Origin of the sequence: Janibacter sp. Soil728 (assembly GCF_001428305.1) — a bacterium.
Lineage (GTDB): Bacteria > Actinomycetota > Actinomycetes > Actinomycetales > Dermatophilaceae > Janibacter.
In genome coordinates this window covers 159,627-179,625 of record NZ_LMRZ01000003.1, presented here as the reverse complement: position 1 = coordinate 179,625, position 19,999 = coordinate 159,627, and the positions used below count along the sequence as shown (strand labels likewise).

At 70.2% G+C, this 19,999-nt stretch carries 15 protein-coding genes; 7 read left to right on the top strand and 8 right to left on the bottom strand.

The window, feature by feature from the left end:
- Window positions 1-54: 54 nt before the first annotated feature.
- The 5 genes from ASG73_RS05110 to ASG73_RS05090 all read left to right on the top strand — a co-directional run bounded on the left by ASG73_RS05110 (window position 55) and on the right by ASG73_RS05090 (window position 3,694).
- Window positions 55-330 (top strand): YggT family protein, encoded by a 276-nt coding sequence (locus ASG73_RS05110; protein WP_055991859.1) that lies wholly within the window; start codon window positions 55-57, stop codon window positions 328-330.
- 73 nt (window positions 331-403) lie between these two features.
- The gene (locus ASG73_RS18480; protein ID WP_055991856.1) at window positions 404-1,528 is read left to right on the top strand and encodes a DivIVA domain-containing protein; all 1,125 of its coding nucleotides are present in this window, start codon (window positions 404-406) and stop codon (window positions 1,526-1,528) included.
- A gap of 192 nt (window positions 1,529-1,720) precedes the next feature.
- Entirely contained in the window at window positions 1,721-2,209 is a 489-nt protein-coding gene (locus ASG73_RS05100) for a TraR/DksA family transcriptional regulator (RefSeq protein WP_055991852.1), read from the top strand.
- Window positions 2,182-2,766: a signal peptidase II gene (gene lspA / locus ASG73_RS05095; RefSeq protein ID WP_055991850.1), complete on the top strand. Its 585-nt coding sequence runs from the start codon at window positions 2,182-2,184 to the stop codon at window positions 2,764-2,766. The genes ASG73_RS05100 and lspA overlap by 28 nt, the downstream gene beginning before the upstream one ends.
- Window positions 2,759-3,694, top strand: a complete 936-nt coding sequence (locus ASG73_RS05090) for an RluA family pseudouridine synthase (RefSeq protein ID WP_055991847.1) — start codon at window positions 2,759-2,761, stop codon at window positions 3,692-3,694. The genes lspA and ASG73_RS05090 overlap by 8 nt, the downstream gene beginning before the upstream one ends.
- Window positions 3,695-3,759: 65 nt before the next feature.
- Here the strand turns inward: ASG73_RS05090 and ASG73_RS05085 are convergent, their stop codons facing one another.
- Entirely contained in the window at window positions 3,760-5,292 is a 1,533-nt protein-coding gene (locus ASG73_RS05085; protein WP_235499359.1) for an AMP-binding protein, read from the bottom strand.
- Window positions 5,293-5,464: 172 nt separating this feature from the next.
- Between ASG73_RS05085 and dnaE the strand changes: the two genes are divergently transcribed.
- Together dnaE and ASG73_RS05075 are read left to right on the top strand one after the other, a co-directional pair.
- Window positions 5,465-9,067: a DNA polymerase III subunit alpha gene (gene dnaE / locus ASG73_RS05080; RefSeq protein WP_055991841.1), complete on the top strand. Its 3,603-nt coding sequence runs from the start codon at window positions 5,465-5,467 to the stop codon at window positions 9,065-9,067.
- On the top strand, window positions 9,064-11,208 hold the full coding sequence (locus ASG73_RS05075) for a S9 family peptidase (protein WP_055991838.1): 2,145 nt from the start codon (window positions 9,064-9,066) through the stop codon (window positions 11,206-11,208). The genes dnaE and ASG73_RS05075 overlap by 4 nt, the downstream gene beginning before the upstream one ends.
- Window positions 11,209-11,220: 12 nt before the next feature.
- Here the strand turns inward: ASG73_RS05075 and ASG73_RS05070 are convergent, their stop codons facing one another.
- From ASG73_RS05070 to ASG73_RS05040, 7 genes are read right to left on the bottom strand one after another with little or no spacing between them, the layout of a single operon-like run.
- On the bottom strand, window positions 11,221-11,835 hold the full coding sequence (locus ASG73_RS05070; RefSeq protein ID WP_055992712.1) for a TetR/AcrR family transcriptional regulator: 615 nt from the start codon (window positions 11,833-11,835) through the stop codon (window positions 11,221-11,223).
- Window positions 11,835-12,623 carry an enoyl-CoA hydratase family protein gene (locus ASG73_RS05065; RefSeq protein ID WP_055991835.1) on the bottom strand — a complete coding sequence of 263 codons (789 nt, stop codon included), beginning with the start codon at window positions 12,621-12,623 and terminating at the stop codon, window positions 11,835-11,837. Before ASG73_RS05065 ends, ASG73_RS05070 begins: the two co-directional genes overlap by 1 nt.
- The gene (locus ASG73_RS05060; RefSeq protein ID WP_055991832.1) at window positions 12,620-14,668 is read right to left on the bottom strand and encodes an ATP-binding protein; all 2,049 of its coding nucleotides are present in this window, start codon (window positions 14,666-14,668) and stop codon (window positions 12,620-12,622) included. The genes ASG73_RS05065 and ASG73_RS05060 overlap by 4 nt, the downstream gene beginning before the upstream one ends.
- Before the next feature lie 10 nt (window positions 14,669-14,678).
- Complete coding sequence (locus ASG73_RS05055) at window positions 14,679-16,277, bottom strand: acyl-CoA carboxylase subunit beta (RefSeq protein WP_055991829.1); 1,599 nt, start codon at window positions 16,275-16,277, stop codon at window positions 14,679-14,681.
- On the bottom strand, window positions 16,274-17,443 hold the full coding sequence (locus ASG73_RS05050; protein ID WP_055991826.1) for an acyl-CoA dehydrogenase family protein: 1,170 nt from the start codon (window positions 17,441-17,443) through the stop codon (window positions 16,274-16,276). Before ASG73_RS05050 ends, ASG73_RS05055 begins: the two co-directional genes overlap by 4 nt.
- Window positions 17,440-19,188, bottom strand: coding sequence for an acyclic terpene utilization AtuA family protein (locus tag ASG73_RS05045; RefSeq protein WP_235499358.1), 1,749 nt, complete (start codon window positions 19,186-19,188; stop codon window positions 17,440-17,442). The genes ASG73_RS05050 and ASG73_RS05045 overlap by 4 nt, the downstream gene beginning before the upstream one ends.
- The gene (locus tag ASG73_RS05040; RefSeq protein ID WP_055991823.1) at window positions 19,185-19,961 is read right to left on the bottom strand and encodes a TIGR03084 family metal-binding protein; all 777 of its coding nucleotides are present in this window, start codon (window positions 19,959-19,961) and stop codon (window positions 19,185-19,187) included. Before ASG73_RS05040 ends, ASG73_RS05045 begins: the two co-directional genes overlap by 4 nt.
- Window positions 19,962-19,999 lie beyond the last annotated feature (38 nt).

Genomic DNA, 19,999 nt, shown 5'->3' with positions numbered 1-19,999 from the left:
AGGCAAGGTCGACCCTCTCAGCGGCGTCTCAGGGCGCCCACCTAGGCTGGTTGCATGACGATCGTCCGCAGCGTGCTGCACCTCGTGCTGTACGTCTACTTCCTCATCCTCATCGGGCGTCTCATCCTCGACTGGATCCAAGTTTTCGCACGCCAGTGGCGCCCCACGGGTGTCATCCTCGTCGTCGCCGAGGCCATCTTCACCGTCACCGATCCGCCGCTGAAGGCCCTGCGCAGGGTCTTCAAGCCGCTGCGTCTCGGCGGCGTCGCCATCGACGTCTCCTTCCTGGTGCTCATCATCGCGGTCTCGCTGCTGCTGAGGATCGTCTAGGCTGACGGCGATGCCCGTGCGCGCTGTTGTGCGTCACAGGCGTGCAACCTGTCCGAACGCATACGGAGGAACAATGGCGCTCACGCCCGAGGACGTCCTCAACAAGACCTTCACCCAGACCCAGTTCCGTCGTGGGTACGACGAGCGCGAGGTCGACGACTTCCTGGACGAGGTCGTCGCTGAGATGCGCCGCATGGTCAAGGACTCGGAGGACCTGCGGGCCCGCTCCGAGGACGGCGGCTCCACCACGTCCGCTGCTGCGGCCGCCCCCGCGGCCGTTGCCGCCACCGGCTCCGGCAAGGCTGACGAGGCCCTGACCCGCGAGAACCGCGACCTGCGTGCCCGTCTCGACAAGGAGACCGCGGCCCGCGCTGCGGCCGACAAGCGCGTCGGCGAGCTCGAGCAGTCCGGCCGCACCCGGGACGAGCAGGCCAAGGGTGACGAGGCCAAGCTCGGCAAGGCCCAGCAGGGCGCCGACGAGCGCATCGCTCTGGTCAACGCTCGTGCCAAGGAGGCCGAGGAGAGTGCGCAGCAGCGCATCGCGGCCGCCAACGCCGCTGCTGACAAGGCCGAGGCCGAGGCCAGGGCCCGTCAGGACGAGTCCGCCAAGGCGGCCGCAGCACAGCCGGCTACCGACAACGACAGTGGCGCCGGCAAGATGGCCGCCGCGGCTGCCGGTGGTGGCGCGGGAGCATCGGGTCTCATCGCCCTCGCCCAGCGCCTGCACGACGAGCACGTCGCCGAGGGCACGACCCAGCGCGACAAGCTCATCGCCGAGGCGCAGCGCAAGCACGACGAGCTCGTCTCGAGCGGCCAGGGCAAGCACGACGAGTTCGTCAGGACCGGTCAGACCAAGCACGACGACTTCGTCAAGACGGGTCAGACCAAGCACGACGACTTCCTCAAGACCGGTCAGAGCAAGCGCGACCAGTTCGTCGGCGAGGGCACGACCCAGCGCGACAAGCTGATCTCGGATGCCCAGACCAAGAGCTCGACGATGGTCAGCGAGGCCGAGGCCCAGCGCAAGAAGATCCTCGACGACCTCAACGCGCAGAAGTCGAAGCTCGAGGCCCAGGTCGCCGAGCTAACGACCTACGAGCGCGACTACCGTCGCAAGCTCAAGGACTTCATCGGCTCGCAGCTCAAGGGCCTGGACGCCAACGTGTCGGTGGCGCCGGAGCCCAGCTCCAAGAGCTGATCGCGACCACGCAGGACCCATGAAGCGGCGGTTTCCCGACATCGGGAGGCCGCCGCTTCCTGGTGCCCGATCCCCGGCGCAGGGCGGAGGAGGACACGTGGCACGCCCAGCCAGATTTCTGGGCGAAAACGTCGTACTCTTCGGTGACTCTGCTCCGTACAGCGGTACGGACCCACTGAACTGAGGACGGTCATGGCGGCGAAGAAGACGGCCACGAAGACGCCGGCAGCAAAGGCGCCGGCAGCAAAGACGCCGGTCAAGAAGGCCACGGCGAAGAAGACCACGGCGGCCAAGCTCGCCGTCCGTGAGGACGAGAGCCCGTGGACGGCCAAGGAGCTCAAGGAGGTCCGGGCGGAGCTCGAGTCGGAGATCGCGCGGCTCACCGCCGAGGTCGCCGCCGCAGAGAGCGACCTGAGCGAGTTCCTCAAGGAACCGATCGACGGAGCGGGCGACGACCAGGCCGATGCCGGCGCCAAGTCCTTCGAGCGCGAGCACGAGTCAACCCTCGTCGCCGGTGCCCGCGCGGGCCTGCAGCAGAACCTGCGCGCACTGGCTCGGCTCGAGGACGGGACCTACGGGACCTGCGAGTCCTGCGGCAACCCGATCGGCAAGCTTCGACTGCAGGCCTATCCTCGTGCGACCCTGTGCATGACATGCAAGAGCCAACAGGAGCGGCGCTGAGCGCCCAGCACACCCCAGACGACGACGGCACCCCGGCGGCGAGCAGCCGCTCCGGGGTGCTTCGTCGGTACGTCCTCGCCGCGATCATCACCCTGGTGCTGGACCAGGCGTCCAAGGTCTGGGCGCTCGGCGCCCTGGGCGACGGCCGTGTCCGTCCGCTCATCGGTGACCTGCTCTCCCTTCGCCTGATCCACAACTCCGGGGCCGCCTTCTCCATCGGCGACTCGATGACCTGGCTGATGAGCCTCATCGCGGTGATGGTCACCCTCGCGATCCTGTGGGCCTCCCGACGGGTCGGGTCCAGGCGCTGGGCCCTGGCCCTGGGGCTGCTGCTCGGCGGCTCCCTCGGCAACCTCGTCGACCGCTTCTTCCGGGACCCGGGACCGCTGCGTGGGCATGTCGTGGACTTCATCGACTACGGCGGGCTCTTCGTCGGCAACATCGCCGACATCGCCATCGTCGCCGGAGCGGGCCTGCTCATCTGGCTCGTCTTCACCAACGTGGGCCTTGACGGGTCCCGACCCCAGCACGCCACAGGAGGCGCCACCGATGAGTGAGACCCGCAACGTCCTCGTCCCCGACGGACTCGAGGGTGAGCGCGTGGACGCAGCGGTGGCCCGACTCTTCGGCCTCTCGCGCACCCGCGCCGCCGACATGGCAGCCGAGGGGATGATCCTGGTCGACGGTGCCAGTGTCGCGAAGTCCGCGCGGGTCATGGCCGGCTCCCACGTGGAGATCACCCTGCCCTCTGCCGACGAGAGCCCCACCCTGGCCATCGTCGCCGAGCCCGTCCCGGGCATGCGGATCATCCACGACGACGACGACATCGTCGTCGTCGACAAGCCCGTCGGCGTCGCCGCGCACCCCAGCGTCGGGTGGTCGGGCCCCGACGTCCTCGGTGGCCTCGCCGCGGCCGGCTACCGCATCTCCACCAGTGGGGCGAGCGAGCGACAGGGCATCGTCTCGCGTCTGGACGTCGGCACCTCGGGCCTGATGGTTGTGTGCAAGAGCGAGCACGGCTACACCGTGCTCAAGCGTGCCTTCAAGGAGCGCACGGTCGACAAGACCTACCACGCGCTCGTCCAGGGGCTGCCCGACCCGCACGTGGGCACCATCGACGCCCCGATCGGGCGCCACCCCAGCGGTGACTACAAGTTCGCCGTCATGGACTCCGGCAAGCACGCGATCACCCACTACGAGCTGCTCGAGGCCTTCCGCCACGCCTCGCTGCTCGAGGTCACCCTCGAGACCGGCCGCACCCACCAGATCAGGGTGCACATGGCCGCCCTTCGCCACCCCTGCGTCGGTGACCCGACCTACGGCGCCGACCCCACCCTCGGCAAGAAGCTCGGGTTGGAGCGGCAGTGGCTGCACGCGAAGGGCCTGGGCTTCGTCCACCCGGGCACCGGTGACTACGTGCACTTCGAGAGCACCTACCCGCAGGACCTGCAGACGGCGCTGGACCGCCTCGCGGACATGTTCTGACGCGACGAGCCTCGAAGGGAGGGACTCCGCCGTGATCCGGAGTCCCTCCCTTCGTCAGTGGTGGGTCAGTTGACCTGGCGCTCGCGGCCCTCCCAGTAGGGGGCGCGCAGCTTGAACTTCTGCAGTTTGCCTGTGGCCGTGCGGGCCAGCTCGTCGCGGAACTCGATGGAGGTCGGCGCCTTGTAGCCGGCCGCCTTCTGCTTGCACCAGGCGATGAGGTCGGCCTCGGTGGCGGTGGAGCCCTCGGTGACGACGACGAGAGCCAGGATCGTCTCGCCCCACTTGTCGTGCGGGACGCCGATGACGGCGACCTCGGTGACGTCCGGGTGGGAGAAGAGCACGTCCTCGACCTCGACCGACGAGACATTTTCGCCACCGGTGATGATGACGTCCTTCTTGCGGTCGCTGATCGTCACGTAGCCGTCGTCGGTGAGCGTGCCGCCGTCACCGGTGTGGAACCAGCCGCCCTCGAAGGTGCGCTCGGTCTCCTCGGGGAGGTCCCAGTAGCCCTCCATGACCACATTGCTGCGGGCGAGGACCTCGCCGCTCACCTCGTCGACCTTCATCGTGCAGCCGATCGCGGGGGCGCCGGCGCGCACGAGCTTGGCGGCGCGGTCCTGCGGGGACAGGTCGTCCCACTCGGCGCGGGTGCGGTTGATCGTCAGCAGGGGAGAGGTCTCGGTCAGGCCGTAGATCTGGATGAACTCCCAGCCCAGCTCCTCCTCGACGCGGGCGATGGTCTGGGTCGGCGGCGGGGCGCCGGCGACGATGATGCGCACCGTGTCCCGCCCGGGGATCTCACCCTCCCAGTCCGCAGCCGCCGCCAGGACGGCGTTCACCACGGCCGGGGCCGCGCACATGACGGTCACGCCGTGCTTCTCGACGCGACGCAGGATCTCGGCGCCGTCGATCTTGCGGATGACGACGTGCTGGGCCCCGACGCCCGTCATGGCGAAGGGCATGCCCCAGCCGTTGGCGTGGAACATCGGCAGCGTGTGCAGGTAGACGTCACGGTCGCTGATGCCTGCGTGCAGACCGAAGGTGAGCGCATTGGTCCAGATGTTGCGGTGGGTGATCTGCACGCCCTTGGGGCGGGCCGTCGTGCCCGAGGTGTAGTTGATCGTCGCGATGGCCGACTCGTCCGGCTCCCAGGGGCGCGGCTCGGCGGTCGCGGGGTCGACATCGCCGAAGAGGTGCTCGTCCTCGCCGATGACGAAGGTGTGCTCGGCCTTGACCTCGTCGATCAGGGAGGTCAGCTCGGGGTCGATGTAGAGGACCCGGGCGCCCGAGTGCTCGACGATGAAGGAGACCTCCTCGGGCGCGAGACGGAAGTTGACCGGCACGAGGACGCGACCGGAGCCGGCGACACCGAAGAAGCTCGTCAGCAGGCGGGCCGAGTTGTGCGAGACGACCGCGACCCGGTCACCGACCTCGATCCCCAGGGAGTCCAGGTGCGCGGCCTGGGCGTTGGCGAGCTGGCGCATGCGGGCGTACGTGACGTCCTCCAAGGGCGCAGCCGGCTGGTCCGGCTCGTCGACGACAGCGATGCGCTCTCCGTAGACGCTCGCCGCGCGATCGATGAAGTCGTTGACGGTCATGGGGACGAACATCCCGGGGCCCTCCGTGGGTGTAGACAGCGGTGTCGATCACGACGTTAGACCCCCATCGCTGCGGCGGGAAGCAGGTCTCGCATCGCGACGCGCCGAGTGGCGGCCACGAAGCGACCGACGGCGTGCGGGGTTGTCCCAGGGTCGATCTAGACTCGGGTCGATGTCCGAGCTGCCGCGTTCCGAAAACTTCGTCCACCTGCACAACCACACCGAGTACTCCATGCTCGACGGGGCTGCGCGGATCAAGGACATGTTCTCGACCGCCCAGGAGATGGGCATGCCGGCGATCGCGATGACCGACCACGGCTATCTCTTCGGGGCCCACGAGTTCTGGAAGACGGCGCAGTCCTACGACGTCAAGCCGATCATCGGGCTCGAGGCCTATGTCGCGCCCGGCACGCACCGCACGGACAAGACCCGCGTCAAGTGGGGCGACGAGCGCACCAACCCCCGTGACGACATCTCCGGTGGTGGCGCCTACACGCACATGACGCTGCTGGCGCGCAACAACACCGGCATGCACAACCTGTTCAAGATGGGCTCGCGTGCCTCCCTCGACTCGGTCTTCGCCAAGTGGCCGCGGCTGGATCGCGAGCTGCTGTCGCTGTACGGCGACGGGCTCGTCGCCACGACCGGCTGCCCGTCGGGCGAGATCCAGACCCGGCTGCGTCTGGGGCAGTACGACAAGGCCATCGAGGCGGCCTCGGAGTTTCGCGACATCTTCGGCAAGGAGCACTACTTCCTCGAGCTGATGGACCACGGCAACGAGATCGAGCGCCGGGTGCGCGAGGACCTCATGCGCCTGGCCAAGGACCTGCAGCTGCCGCTCCTGGCGACCAACGACCTGCACTACGTGGCCCAGGGTGACGCGATCGCCCAGGACGCGCTGCTGTGCATCAACTCCGGGTCCAAGCTGCACGACCCGGACCGCTTCTCCTTCGACGGCGAGGGCTACTACCTCAAGTCGGCCGCCGAGATGCGCCACCTGTGGCGCGAGCTGCCGGAGGCGTGCGACAACACTCTGCTGGTGGCCGACATGTGCGAGGTCTCCTTCGTCGAGGGCGAAGGGCGGTACATGCCGCGCTTCGAGTGTCCTGCGGGGGAGTCGGAGCAGTCCTGGTTCATCAAGGAGATCCAGACGGGGCTGGCGCGCCGCTTCCCCGACGGGATCCCGGAGTACGCGCAGAAGCAGGCCGACTACGAGATCGACGTCATCGTCGGCAAGGGCTACCCCGGCTACTTCCTCGTCGTCGCCGACTTCATCAACTGGGCCAAGGACAACGGCATCCGCGTCGGCCCCGGCCGTGGCTCCGGTGCCGGCTCCATGTGCGCCTATGCCATGGGCATCACCGACCTCGACCCGGTCCCGCACGGTCTGATCTTCGAGCGGTTCCTGAACCCCGAGCGCAAGTCGATGCCCGACTTCGACGTCGACTTCGACGAGCGTCGGCGCTCCGAGGTCATCCGCTACGTCTCCGACAAGTACGGCGACGACCGGGTGGCGATGATCGCCACCTACGGCACGATCAAGGCCAAGCAGTCCGTCAAGGACGCCGCCCGCGTCATGGGCCACCCCTTCAACGTCGGCGAGCAGCTGACCAAGGCCATGCCCGCCGATGTCATGGGCAAGGGCGTGCCGCTGGCGAAGATGTGGGACAAGGAGCATGCCCGCTACGGCGAGGGGCAGGAGTTCCGCGAGCTCGTCGAGTCCGAGAAGCACCTGGGTGAGGTCGTCGACCTGGCCAAGGGCCTCGAAGGGCTCAAGCGCCAGTGGGGCGTGCACGCCGCCGGCGTCATCATGTCGAGCGAGCCGCTGATCGAGGTCATCCCGATCATGCGTCGCCTGCAGGACGGGCAGGTCCTCACGCAGTTCGACTACCCGACCTGCGAGACGCTCGGCCTGGTCAAGATGGACTTCCTCGGCCTGCGCAACCTGACGATCCTCGACGACGCCCTGATCAACATCAAGGCCAACCGCGGCGAGGAGATCGACCTCGACGCGCTGAGCAAGGACATGACCGACAAGGCGACCTACCGCCTGCTCTCGCGCGGTGACACGCTCGGCGTCTTCCAGCTCGACGGCGGCGGCATGCGGACCCTGCTGCGGCTGATGCAGCCGGACAACTTCGAGGACATCTCCGCCGCCCTCGCGCTCTACCGACCCGGCCCGATGGGTGTCAACGCGCACACCAACTTCGCCCTGCGCAAGAACGGCCGCCAGGAGGCCGTGCCGCTCGACCCGCAGCTGAAGGGCAAGCTCCAGCAGGAGATGGTCGATGCCCTCGACCCGATCCTCAAGACGACCCACGGCCTGGTGATCTACCAGGAGCAGGTCATGGAGATCGCGCAGAAGCTGGCCGGGTACACCCTCGGCAATGCCGACCTGCTGCGTCGTGCCATGGGCAAGAAGAAGAAGGAGGTCCTCGACAAGGAGTACGTCCCCTTCTCCGAGGGCATGAAGTTGCAGGGCTTCAACGAGGCCTCGATCGCCGCGCTGTGGGGCGTGCTCGTCCCCTTCTCCGACTACGCCTTCAACAAGGCGCACACCGCCGCCTACGGCCTCGTCTCGTACTGGACGGCCTACCTCAAGGCCAACTACCCGGCCGAGTACATGGCGGCCCTGCTGACCTCGGTCGGTGACGACAAGGACAAGTCGGCGCTCTACCTCAACGAGTGCCGCCGCATGGGCATCAAGGTGCTGCCACCCTCGGTCAACGAGTCCGTCGGGACCTTCGCCGCGGTGGGCAGCGACATCCGCTTCGGCCTGCACGCGATCCGCAATGTCGGCCGCAATGTCGTCGACGGGATCGTCTCCGCCCGCGAGGAGAAGGGGGATTTCACCTCCTTCGACGACTTCCTCGCCAAGAGCCCGGCACCCGTGTGCAACAAGCGCACCATCGAGTCGCTCATCATGGGCGGGGCCTTCGACGACCTCCAGCACCCACGCCAGGGCCTGGTCATGGTCCACGAGGAGTACGTCGACGCCTTCGTCGGGGTCAAGCGGCAGGAGGCCATCGGTCAGGACTCGCTGTGGGACATGTTCGGCAGCGATGACGACGAGGCCGAGGTCCCCGGCGCCGGCATCGAGGGGATGGGGCTGCGGCCGATCCCGGACGTCGAGTGGAGCAAGCAGACCAAGCTGACCAACGAGCGCGAGATGCTCGGCCTCTACGTCTCCGACCACCCGCTCTTCGGCGTCGAGCACGTGCTGCAGCGTGCCGCCGACACCTCGATCGCAGCGCTCACCCAACCCGACTCCGGGGTCAAGGAGGGCAGCCATGTCACGATCGCCGGCCTCGTCACCGGTCTGAGCGTCAAGCGCACCAAGAAGGGCGACCTCTGGGCCATCGCGACCGTCGAGGACCTCGAGGGCGCGATCGAGTGCCTCTTCTTCCCCAAGACCTATCTGACGGTGCAGACGATGCTCACCCAGGACATCGTCGCCGTCGTGCGAGGCCGGGTGAATGCCCGCGACGACACGGTCTCGCTGTACGCGGAGGACCTGACGATCCCAGAGATCACCGACGGCCCCCGCGGGCCCGTCGTGCTCACGCTCGACTACGCCCGGGCGACGACCGGACGCATCGAAGAGGTCAAGCAGGTGCTCGCCCAGCACCCCGGCAGCACCGACGTTCAGATCAAGCTCGTCCAGCCGGGCCGCGCGGTGACGATGTCCGTCGATGCGAGCTACCGGGTCGAGCCCACGGAGGCGCTGATCGGCGACCTCAAGGTCATCCTCGGAGCACGGGCGGTATCGGCATGAGCACAGCACAGGGACCCGACCTCACTGCACCCGTCGCGGCCCAGAAGCCGTGGACGCGCACCCACCACGGCGAGGACGTCGCTGACCCCTACGAGTGGCTGCGCGACGGCGAGGACCCCGAGGTCATCGCACACCTCGAGGCCGAAAATGCCTACGCGGACGCCACGACGGAGCACCTGGCCCCCCTTCGCCAGCGGCTCTTCGACGAGATCAAGGCGCGCACCCTCGAGACCGATCTCAGCGTGCCCGTGGCCGCCGACGACTGGTGGTACTACGCGCGCACCGTCGAGGGCAGTCAGTACGCGATCCAGTGCCGTGCGCCGCTCACCGACCGCGCGGCCGTCCCCGAGCTCGATCCCACCCGGCCGCTGCCGGGGGAGCAGGTGCTCCTCGACGGCAACGAGCTCGCGCAGGGACACGAGTTCTTCTCCCTCGGGGGCTTCGAGATCAGCGCCGACCACTCACGGATGGCCTACGCGGTCGACGTGACCGGTGACGAGCGCTTCGATGTCGTCGTCATGGACATCGCCACCCGCGAGGTCCTCGACGAGGCGGTGACCGGCGCCGGCTACGGCCTGGTCTTCTCCCACGATGCCCACCACCTCTTCCACATCGCGGTCGACGACGCGTGGCGTCCGCACGAGGTGTGGCGCCACGAGGTGGGCACCGCCCGCGAGGCCGACGTGCTCGTGCACCGCGAGGACGACGAGCGCTTCTGGATGGGTCTGGGTGCCAGCCGCGACGAGCGCTGGGTCGTGCTCGGTCTGGGCAGCAAGACCACCTCCGAGATCCACCTCATCGATGCCCACGACCCGACGGGCCCGATGCGCTGCGTCGCTCCTCGCCGTGAGGGCATCGACTACGACGTCGAGCCGGCCGACGACCACCTGCTCATCGTGCACAACGAGCGCCAGCCCGAGGGCGACCTCGCCTGGGCCCCGCTCGACGCGACCAGCCACGAGCAGTGGCAGCCCCTCCTCGAGCGCGCCGAGGGCGAACGCTTCGTCGGGATCGACGCCTTCGACGACTTCGCGGTGCTCTCGCTGCGTGCCGACGGGCTGCCCGCACTGCGGATCCTGCCGCGGGTCGAGCGCTCGACCCCCTTCGTCGGGTCGGACTACGGCCTGCCCACCGAGGTGCGCTTCGACGACGCGCTGCACAGCGTCGCCCTCGGCCCGGTCTCCGACCCCGACGCCGACCGCATCCGCGTCATCCACGAGTCGTGGGTGGCACCGCGCTCCGTCCTCGACATCGTCGTGGCGACCGGGGAGCGCACCGTGCTCAAGCGCCAGCCCGTGCTCGGGGGCGTCGACCTGGCCGACTACGAGCAGCAGCGCACCTGGGCCACGGCCCCGGACGGCACGCAGGTCCCGGTCTCGCTCGTCATGCGTCGCGGCACCGTCGCCGACGGCACCAACCCGGGGCTGCTGTACGGCTACGGCAGCTACGAGATGAGCTTCGACCCGTACTTCTCGATCGCGCGTCTGTCGCTGCTCGACAGGGGCCTGGTCTACGCCGTGGCGCACGTGCGCGGCGGCGGTGAGCTGGGCCGGCACTGGTACGACGACGGCAAGATGCTGGCCAAGCGCAACACCTTCACCGACTTCGTCGCGGCCGCCGAGCACCTGCACGAGAGCGGTTGGGTGGCGCGTGACCGCCTCGCTGCCGAAGGGGGGTCCGCCGGCGGTCTGCTCGTCGGCGCGGCGACCAACCTCGCCCCGGACCGCTTCGCGGCCGTGCTCGCCGCGGTGCCCTTCGTCGACGCGCTGACGACGATCCTGCGTCCCGACCTGCCGCTGACGGTGGGCGAGTGGGAGGAGTGGGGCAACCCGCTCGAGGACCCGCAGGTCTACGCCTACATGCGCGGCTACAGCCCCTATGAAAACGTGGCGAAGGTCGCCTACCCCGCGGTCCTCGCGACGACCTCGCTGCACGACACCCGGGTCTACTTCACCGAGCCGGCCAAGTGGGTGGCCCGCTTGCGCGAGGTCACCACGCACGACGCTGAGCGTCCGATCCTGCTGCGCACCGAGATGAGTGCCGGGCACGGTGGTCGCTCGGGCCGCTACGACGCATGGGAGCAGACCGCCTGGGAGTGGGCCTGGGTCCTCGACCGGCTCGGCGCGACCGAACGCGTCTGACGGGGTGGTGGTTCAGCCGCGACCGGCCAGCTCGGTCGCGAGCAGCCGGGCCCACGTGTCGACGATGCGTCGGCGCCTCTTGGAGTCGTCGGTGAGCAGATCGGCCAGGGCCAGGCCCCGGCCGAGGTCGAGGGTGGCCTGGATGAGCGTGCGCACGTGCGGGTCGCTGTCGTCGACACCCAGGTGGGTGACCGCGAGATCGTGCACCGACCGGGCGAATCGTCGCTCCAGCGGCGCGATGACCTCGCGCACCTGTTCGTCGGCCGCCGCCGCGGTCCACGCGTGAAGGGCGGCACGGAAGAGCTCGCCGTTGTAGGTCTCCATGAGGGTGGCGACCACGCTCTGCACGCGAGCAGCACCGGTCGTCGTGGGCGGGGGCAGCGCCTCGATCTGGCGCCGCCGCTCCTCGAAGACGTACTCCAGCGCGGCGACGACGAGCGCCTCCCTCGTGGGGAAGTGGTGCTGGAGCGCGCCGCGGCTGATCCCGGCCTCGGCAGCGATGACCGACACGGTGGCGTCGGCCCACCCGCGCTCGGCGAGGCAGCGGACGGTCGCCTCGAGGAGCCGCTGCCGGGTGACCCGGCTGCGGTCCTGCTTCGGCTCGTTGACCGTCCGTGCAGAGGTCATCAGCTGGCCCACCGCGGGGCGCGCTTGTCCATGAAGGACAGCATCCCCTCGCGGGCCTCCTCGCTGACGAAGAGTCGTGCGGACTGCGTGGCGACGCGCTCGCGGTGGGCGTCGATGTGGGCGAGGACCTCGTGGGTGACCAGCGCCTTGGTCTCGCGCAGTCCTTGCGGCGAGCACGAGCCGAAGTCACGGGTGACCCGGGCGACGGCCTCGTCGAGCTCGTCGCTCCCGGCCACGGCCTGCGTGACCAGACCGGTGCGAGCAGCCTCGATGACGTCGAACCTCGACCCGGTGAGGAACCACCGCGACGCCGCGCGCGGGTCGAGCCGCGGGAGGACGGTCAGGGAGATCACCGACGCGGCGAGCCCCAGGCGGGACTCGGTGAGGGCATAGGTCGACGCCTCGCTCGCGATGACGATGTCGCACGCACCGACCAGACCCATCCCACCCGCGCGCACGTGCCCGTCGATCCGGCCGATGACCGGCTTGGGCAGGGCGACGATCGCGCGGAGCAGGTCGACGAGCTGGTCGGCGCGCTCCTTGGCGGGGTCCCCGGCCGTGTTGCCGCGGGCCTCGGAAAGGTCGGCGCCGGCGCAGAAGGTGTTGCCGGTGTGCGTGAGCACGACGCAGCGCACGTCCTCGTCGCCCGCGGCAGCGGCCAGCCCCTCGAGCACCTCGCTGACGAGCTGGTCGGACAGCGCATTGCGGTTGTGCGGCGAGTCGAGGGTGATCGTGAGGACCCCAGCGGTGGTCTCGGTCCTGGTACGGGGTCCCTGTGGTGCGCTCATCGTGCGGCATCCCTCTCGTCGTTGTCGGGCGTGGTCTCGTCGCTGACGACGGCGAGAGTGGCCCCCTGGTCGACCTGCTGGCCGACCACGGCCGCCACGTGGGCGACGGTACCGGGCGCCGGTGCGGTGATCGTGTGCTCCATCTTCATCGCCTCGAGCGTGAGCATCGCCGCCCCGGCCTCGACGAGGTCCCCCTCGGCGACGTGGACGGCGATGATCGTGCCCGGCATCGGCGCCACGAGCGCGCCGGCCGGGGCCCGGGCGGCCGGGTCCACGTACCGCGGCAGCAGCCGCAGCGTCCGCGAGCCGAGCGGGGAGTCGACGACGACCAGCTCCTCGTCCCCGGGGAGCCACGCGACGGCGAAGCGACGCCGGACCCCGTCGAGGTCGAGCACGACGTCCTCCGGCGTCGCCTCGACCAGGGCAACCCGGTCCACGGACGAAGGGGGTGACTCCAGCTCGAGCCCGCCGCGCCCGACCCGGTGGCCGACGAGCACCTTGTGCTCCCCGTACGCGAAGGTGCGTCGCTGGAAGGACGACGGCACGTTGCGGTAGCCGCTGCCCACCGACCCGAGGGCGGGGCGACGCGCGACCTGGCGTGCGCCGTCGGACAGGGCGGCGACGAGTGCGGCCAGGTCGGGGGAGAGAGCAGCGTCCTGCGTCAGCTCCTGAGGACCGTGGCGGTCGTAGAAGCCGGTGTCCGCCGTGCCCGCGAGGAACTCTGGGTCGACCAGGCTCGCCACGAGCAGGTCACGGTTGGTCGTGATGCCGTGGATCTTGCTGTGCCGCAGGGCTGCCGCGAGCTCGCGGGCTGCCTCCTCACGGGTGGGCGCGTGGGAGACCACCTTGGCGAGCATCGCGTCGTAGTGGGTCCCGACGACCGATCCGGCCTCGACGCCCGAGTCCAGGCGGATGCCGTGCTCCGGCGCCACCTCGAACCGCGTCACGACCCCGGGCACGTCGAGCGTGACGATGCTGCCCGTCTGCGGACGCCAGTCGTCGGCGGGGTCCTCCGCGTAGAGGCGGGCCTCGATCGACCACCCCCGGGTGACGGGCTCCTGGGAGGGGAGGGACCTCCCTTCGGCCACATCGATCTGCAAGGCGACGAGGTCGGTGCCCGTGACCGACTCGGTGACCGGGTGCTCCACCTGCAGGCGCGTGTTCATCTCGAGGAAGAAGAGGGAGCCGTCGGGCAGCGCGAGGAACTCCACGGTGCCGGCGCCGCGGTACCCGACGGCCGCGGCGGCGTCGCGCCCGGCCGACAGGAGGCGCTCGCGCATGCCTGCGCCGACGTGGTCGACGAGGGGGGAGGGGGCCTCCTCGATGACCTTCTGGTGGCGCCGCTGCAGCGAGCACTCGCGCTCGCCGAGCGCCCACACGGTGCCGTGCGCGTCGGCCATCACCTGGACCTCGACGTGGTGCCCGGCCTCGAGGTAGCGCTCGACGAAGACCGTGGGGTCGCCGAAGGCGGACGCGGCCTCGCGAGATGCGGAGGCCACCGCCTCGTCGACCTCGGCCAGGCTGCGCACGACCCTCATGCCCCGGCCGCCACCACCGGAGGAGGCCTTGACGAGGACCGGCAGCTGCTCCTGCGTGACCGCCTCGGGGGCGATCCGCTCCAGCACCGGGACGCCGGCGTCGGCCATCCGCTGCTTCGACTCCACCTTGCTGCCCATCACCCTGATGGCCAACGGGTCCGGCCCGATCCAGGTCAGCCCCGCGGCGATGACCTGCTCGGCGAAGTCCGCGTTCTCCGACAGGAAGCCGTACCCGGGGTGGACGGCGTCGGCCCCGGCCCGCAGGGCGGCCTCGACGACGAGGTCGGCGCGCAGGTAGGTGTCGGTGGGGGAGCTGCCCGGCAGGTGGACGGCTGCGTCGGCCTCGTGCACGTGCGGGCTGTCGACGTCCGCGTCGGAGAAGACGGCGACGGTGGCGATCCCGCGGGTGCGGCAGGTGGCGAAGACACGGCGGGCGATCTCGCCACGGTTGGCCACGAGGACCGAGCGGATGGCGGTGGTGGAGCTGTGGGGGGAGAGCTGGTTCACGGTGTGCTCCTCACATCCGGAAGACGCCGAAGGACGACGTGCCCTCGATCGGTGCGGTGTGGACGGCGGACAGGGCGATCCCGAGGACGTCGCGGGTGTCGCGGGGGTCGATGATCCCGTCGTCGTAGACGAGACCGGACAGGACCATCGGCATCGCCTCGGCGCCGATCTGACCCTCGATGTAGGCGTGCATGGCCTGGGCGCCGTCCTCGTCGAAGGGCTTGCCCTGCGAGAGCGCCGACGCCCTGGACACCGAGTAGGCGACGTCGGCCAGCTGGGTCGCTCCCATGACGGACGAGCGCGCGGACGGCCAGGTGAAGACGAACCGCGGGTCATAGGCGCGCCCGCACATCCCGTAGTGGCCGGCCCCGTAGGAGTTGCCCAGGAGCACCGAGATGTGGGGGACGGTGGAGTTGGACACCGCGTTGATCATCATCGACCCGTGCTTGATGATGCCGCCCTGCTCGTAGTCCTTGCCGACCATGTAGCCGGTCGTGTTGTGCAGGAAGAGCAGCGGGGTGTTGGAGCGGTTGGCCAGCTGGATGAACTGGGTGGCCTTCTGCGACTCCTCGCTGAAGAGCACGCCGCGGGCATTGGCGAGGATCCCGACGGGGAAGCCGTGCAGCTGGGCCCACCCCGTCACCAGCGAGCTGCCGTAGAGCGGCTTGAACTCGTCGAAGTCGCTGTCGTCGACGATCCGGGCGATGACCTCGCGCGGGTCGAAGGGGGACCTCAGGTCGGGCGGGACGATGCTCAGCAGCTCGTCGGCCGGGTAGCGGGGGGCCTTGGGCTGCGTGGTCACGGGACCGCTCGCCTTGCGGTGGTTCAGCCGGGTGACGATGCCACGACCGATGCGGATCGCGTCCTGCTCGTCGCGGGCGAAGTGGTCGGCGAGTCCCGAGATGCGCGCGTGCATGTCGGCGCCACCGAGCGACTCGTCGTCCGACTCCTCGCCGGTGGCCGCCTTGACCAGGGGAGGGCCGGCGAGGAAGACCTTGGACTGCTCCTCGATCATCACGACGTGGTCGCTGAGCCCCGGCAGGTAGGCGCCACCGGCGGTGGAGTTGCCGAAGACGAGCGCGATCGTCGGGATGCCCTCGCGCGAGAGTCGGGTGAGATTGCGGAAGATCGCACCGCCGGGGATGAAGATGTCCTTCTGCGTCGGCAGGTCCGCGCCGCCTGACTCCACGAGTGAGATCACCGGGAGCCGGTTGGCCAGCGCGACCTCGTGCATCCGCAGCGTCTTCTTCACCGTCCACGGGTTGCTCGCCCCGCCCTTGACCGTGGGGTCGTTCGCGACGAGGAGGCACTCCACGCCGCAGACGAGGCCGATGCCGGCCACCACGGAGCCGCCGACGGTGAAGCTCGACCCGTAGCCGGCCAGGGGGGCGAGCTCGAGGAAGGGTGACTCCAGGTCGAGCAGCAGCTCGATGCGTTCGCGGGCGGTGAGCTTGCCGCGGTCGTGGTGGCGGGTCGTGTACTTCTCACCGCCACCGGCGACGGCCTTGGCGACCTCGACCCCGATCTCGGCCAAGGAGACGAGCATCGCCTCCGCCGCAGCCTGTGCCTGGGGTGTGCTCGGGTCGAGCGTGCTGCTCAGGATCGTCATGCCACCAGTCCCAGTCGTCGTGCGGCCATCTGATTGAGGATCTCGACGGTGCCCCCGCCGATGCCCAGGATGCGCATGTCGCGGTACTGCCGCTCCACCTCGCACTCGGTCATGCAGCCCATCCCGCCGAAGAGCTGGACCGCCTGGTGGGTGACCCACTCGCCGGCCTGTGTCGCGGTGTTCTTGGCGAAGCACACCGCCGGGATGAGGTCCTGGAGCGGCTCGCCGTCGTCGAAGCGGTCGACGAGGGCTCGCGTGTAGGTGCGGGCGACGTCGATGCGCGAGGTCATCTCGACGAGGGTCGTCTGCACCCCCTGCCGGGAGATGAGTGGCTCGCCGAAGGTGCGCCGGTCCCGGCACCACTGCGTCGCCAGGTCGAGGCAGCGCTGCGCCTGCGAGTAGGCCTGCGCGGCGATGGCGATGCGCTCGGTGAGGAAGGCGCTCCCGATGAGCAGGAAGCCGGCGTTCTCCGGGCCGACGAGGTGGCTGGTCGGGACGCGGACATCGGTGAAGGACAGCTCCGCGGTGTCGGAGGAGCGCCAGCCCATCTTGTCGAGCCTGCGGGTGACCGCGAAGCCGGGGGTGTCGGTCTCGACGACGAGGAGCGACAGGCCACGGGCGCCGGGGCTGTCGCCACCCCCGGTGCGCACCGCGGTCGTGACGAAGTCCGCACGGGCTCCCGACGTGATGTACGTCTTGGTGCCGTTGACGACGTACTCGTCGCCCTCCCTTCGTGCGGTCGTGCGCAGGTGGCCGACGTCCGACCCGCCGTCGGGCTCGGTGATGCCGAGGGCGCCGATCATCTCGCCGGCCAGCGCCGGGGCCACCCAGCGGTCGATCTGGTCCCGGTCGCCCGCGGTGACGATGTGCGGGCAGGCGATGCCGGCGGTGAAGAGGGAGGCGTAGACGCCGCCCGCGCCGCCCGCCTCGTGGAAGGCCTCGGTGACGGTGACGGCGGCCCGTTGCCCGGCGCCGCCTCCACCCGCGGACTCGGGGAAACCGACGCCGATGAGGCCGAGGTCGCCGGCCGTGCGGTGCAGCTCGCGGGGGATCTCACCCGCTGCCTCCCACTCGTCCTGGTGGGGCAGGACCTCGCGGGTGACGAGCCGGGTCGTCGTGGCTCGCAGGGCGCGCAGCTCGTCGCTGCGCCAGTCGCGGTGGCTCATCCATGCTCCTTCGGCACCAGTGCGAGCGGTATGTCGACGTGCCGGGCGCGCAGCCACTCGGCCAGCCCCTTGGCCTGGGGGTCGAAGCGCGCGTTGTACGCGACGCCCTCACCGAGGAGGCCCTCGATGACGATGTTGACCGCTCGCAGGTTGGGCAGGCGGGTGATCGTCAGTGGCAGGTCGGCCGTCTCGGGGAGCAGCTCGCGCACCCGCTCGGGGGTGAGCAGGGCGGAGAGCCACCGCCACCCTGCGTCCCCGGTGTCCTCGCGCACCCACACCCCGACGTTGGCGTTGCCGCCCTTGTCGCCCGAGCGGGCTCCGGCGAGCGTCCCGAGGGGGATGTGGCAGGTCGGTCCCGCCTCCGCCTGTCCCCCCGGGGGTGACGAAGGCGCCTCGACGGGGGCCGTCAGCGGCTCCAGCACCCGCGTGGTCGACGGTGCCGGGACCGACTCCACGGAGCCGTCGTCCAGGACCACCTCGTGGACCGGGATCCCTTGCGGCACAAGACCGGCGGTGAAGACGCCGTACGGCGTCGCCGCCGACGGGGGAGCGGTGGTGTGGAAGCCGGGGTAGGAACCGAGCGCGATCTCGATGGCCGCGTTGGAGAAGGGCCGACCGACGACCTGGGGGTCGGCGTCGCGGGCGACGACCGTGAGCATCGCGGCGCCCTCCTGCTGGGTCGCCGGGTCCTCGTGGTCGGTGCGGGCGAGCGACCAGGTCAGCTCGCCGGGAGCGGTGGTCAGCGCGTGCTCGAACTGGCGTCGCGCGAGCTCGGCCTTGGCCTCGATGTCGAGCCCGGTGAGCACCATGGTCATCTCGTTGCGGAACCCGCCGAGGGAGGTCAGCGACACCTTGAGGTCCGGCGGCGGGGCCTCGCCGTGGACCCCGGTCATCGTGACCCGGTCGGCACCGTCCTGGCGAAGGGAGATGGAGTCCAGTCGCGTCGTGACGTCGGGGCCGGGGTAGCGCGCGTCCTGCACCTCGTAGAGCAGCTGGCTGGTCACGGTGTCGACCGTGACCGCTCCCGCGGTGCCGGGGTGCTTGGTGATGACGCTCGACCCGTCAGGAAAGATCTCGGCGATCGGGAAGCCCGGGTGCACGAGGTCGGCGACCTCGGTGAAGAAGGGGTAGTTGCCGCCGGTCGCCTGCGTCCCGCACTCGATGACGTGGCCGGCAGCGGTCGCGCCGGCGAGGGCGTCGAGGTCCTCGCGCCCCCACCCGAAGTGCGCGATGGCCGGACCGACGATGACCGAGGCATCGGTGACCCGTCCGGTGACGACGACGTCCGCGCCCGAGGTGACGGCCCGCGCGATGCCGAAGCCGCCCAGGTAGGCATGGGCGCCGAGTGGTGACCCGAGTCCCAGCTCGGCCGCCCGGCCGGTCAGGTCGTCGCCGCGGACATGGGCGACGGCCGGCGTCAGGCCCTGCTCGGTGGCGAGCTCACGGATCGCCGTGACCAGCCCGGCGGTGTTGACCCCGCCGGCGTTGGCGACGATCGTCACACCGCGGTCCATGGCGATCCCGAGGCAGTCGCGCAGCTGCCGCACGAAGGTCTTGGCGTAGCCCGTCGCCGGGTCCTTCATGCGGTCCCGCCCGAGGATGAGCATCGTCAGCTCGGCCAGCCAGTCGCCGGTGATGACGTCCAGCTCGCCGCCCTCGAGCATCTCGCGCATCGCCGAGAGACGGTCGCCGTAGAAGCCGGAGCAGTTGCCGACCCGCAGCACCTCGGTGGTGTCGATGCTCACGACGGGGTTCCGTCCGCCCGCTTCGGAGGTGGCCCGGCGAAGGCCTGGGCGAAGGTCAGCCAGTGCCCTGCCTCGCCGGTCGCGACGAGGTCGGTGGCGGCGACCTCGCGGCGTTGGGTGACCACGAGGGCGAAGTCCTCGGCAGAGCCGGTGAGGCTGTCCGTGGTCGAACCGTCGCCCCAGGTCCAGACCTCGCCGCTCGGAGCCGTCAGCTCGACGCGGAAGGGAGCAGCCGGGACGGGGAGGTTGTTGATGATGTACGCGAAGTCGCGGGTGCGCACCCCGAGGTGGCAGATGCCGTGGAGGCGGTCCGTGGGCTCGCGGGGCACCTCGAGGGCATCGGCGACGTCCTGACCGTGCGCCCAGGTCTCCATGAGCCGGGCCGTGGCCATCGAGCGAGCGCTCATCGGGGGACCGAACCACGGCAGCCTCGTCCCGTCGGGGACGGCTCGCAGGGCGTCGGCCAGCTCCTGACGGCCGGTGCGCCAGCGGATGAGCAGCTCGGCGGGGGGAGCGGCTGCCCCCTTCGCCGCCTGCTCGTCCACGTGCCCGGTGACATTGGCCAGCGCGGCCTCGACCTCCCGGGCGAACTCCTCGGGAGCCGTCGCTGCCAGGAGGGAGACCTCGTCGGTCCACGCCAGGTGGGCGATCTGGTGCGCGATGGTCCACCCCTGTGCAGGCGTCGGCCGGGACCAGTCGCTCGCGTCGAGGGGCGCGACGAGCGCGTCGAGATCGGTGCACTCGTCGAGGAAGGCTGCCACGGTGTCGCTCATGCGGCGAGACTGGCACGAAGTCCCTAAACAATCAAGCA

Coding starts and splice junctions, on each gene's coding strand:
- ASG73_RS05090 (WP_055991847.1), top strand. CDS start 2,759: ATGAGTGAGACCCGCAACGTCCTCGTCCCCGACGGACTCGAGGGTGAG.
- dnaE (WP_055991841.1), top strand. CDS start 5,465: ATGTCCGAGCTGCCGCGTTCCGAAAACTTCGTCCACCTGCACAACCAC.
- ASG73_RS18480 (WP_055991856.1), top strand. CDS start 404: ATGGCGCTCACGCCCGAGGACGTCCTCAACAAGACCTTCACCCAGACC.
- ASG73_RS05050 (WP_055991826.1), bottom strand. CDS start 17,443: ATGAGCCACCGCGACTGGCGCAGCGACGAGCTGCGCGCCCTGCGAGCC.
- lspA (WP_055991850.1), top strand. CDS start 2,182: ATGCAAGAGCCAACAGGAGCGGCGCTGAGCGCCCAGCACACCCCAGAC.
- ASG73_RS05075 (WP_055991838.1), top strand. CDS start 9,064: ATGAGCACAGCACAGGGACCCGACCTCACTGCACCCGTCGCGGCCCAG.
- ASG73_RS05065 (WP_055991835.1), bottom strand. CDS start 12,623: ATGAGCGCACCACAGGGACCCCGTACCAGGACCGAGACCACCGCTGGG.
- ASG73_RS05110 (WP_055991859.1), top strand. CDS start 55: ATGACGATCGTCCGCAGCGTGCTGCACCTCGTGCTGTACGTCTACTTC.
- ASG73_RS05055 (WP_055991829.1), bottom strand. CDS start 16,277: ATGACGATCCTGAGCAGCACGCTCGACCCGAGCACACCCCAGGCACAG.
- ASG73_RS05100 (WP_055991852.1), top strand. CDS start 1,721: ATGGCGGCGAAGAAGACGGCCACGAAGACGCCGGCAGCAAAGGCGCCG.
- ASG73_RS05070 (WP_055992712.1), bottom strand. CDS start 11,835: ATGACCTCTGCACGGACGGTCAACGAGCCGAAGCAGGACCGCAGCCGG.
- ASG73_RS05040 (WP_055991823.1), bottom strand. CDS start 19,961: ATGAGCGACACCGTGGCAGCCTTCCTCGACGAGTGCACCGATCTCGAC.
- ASG73_RS05085 (WP_235499359.1), bottom strand. CDS start 5,292: ATGACCGTCAACGACTTCATCGATCGCGCGGCGAGCGTCTACGGAGAG.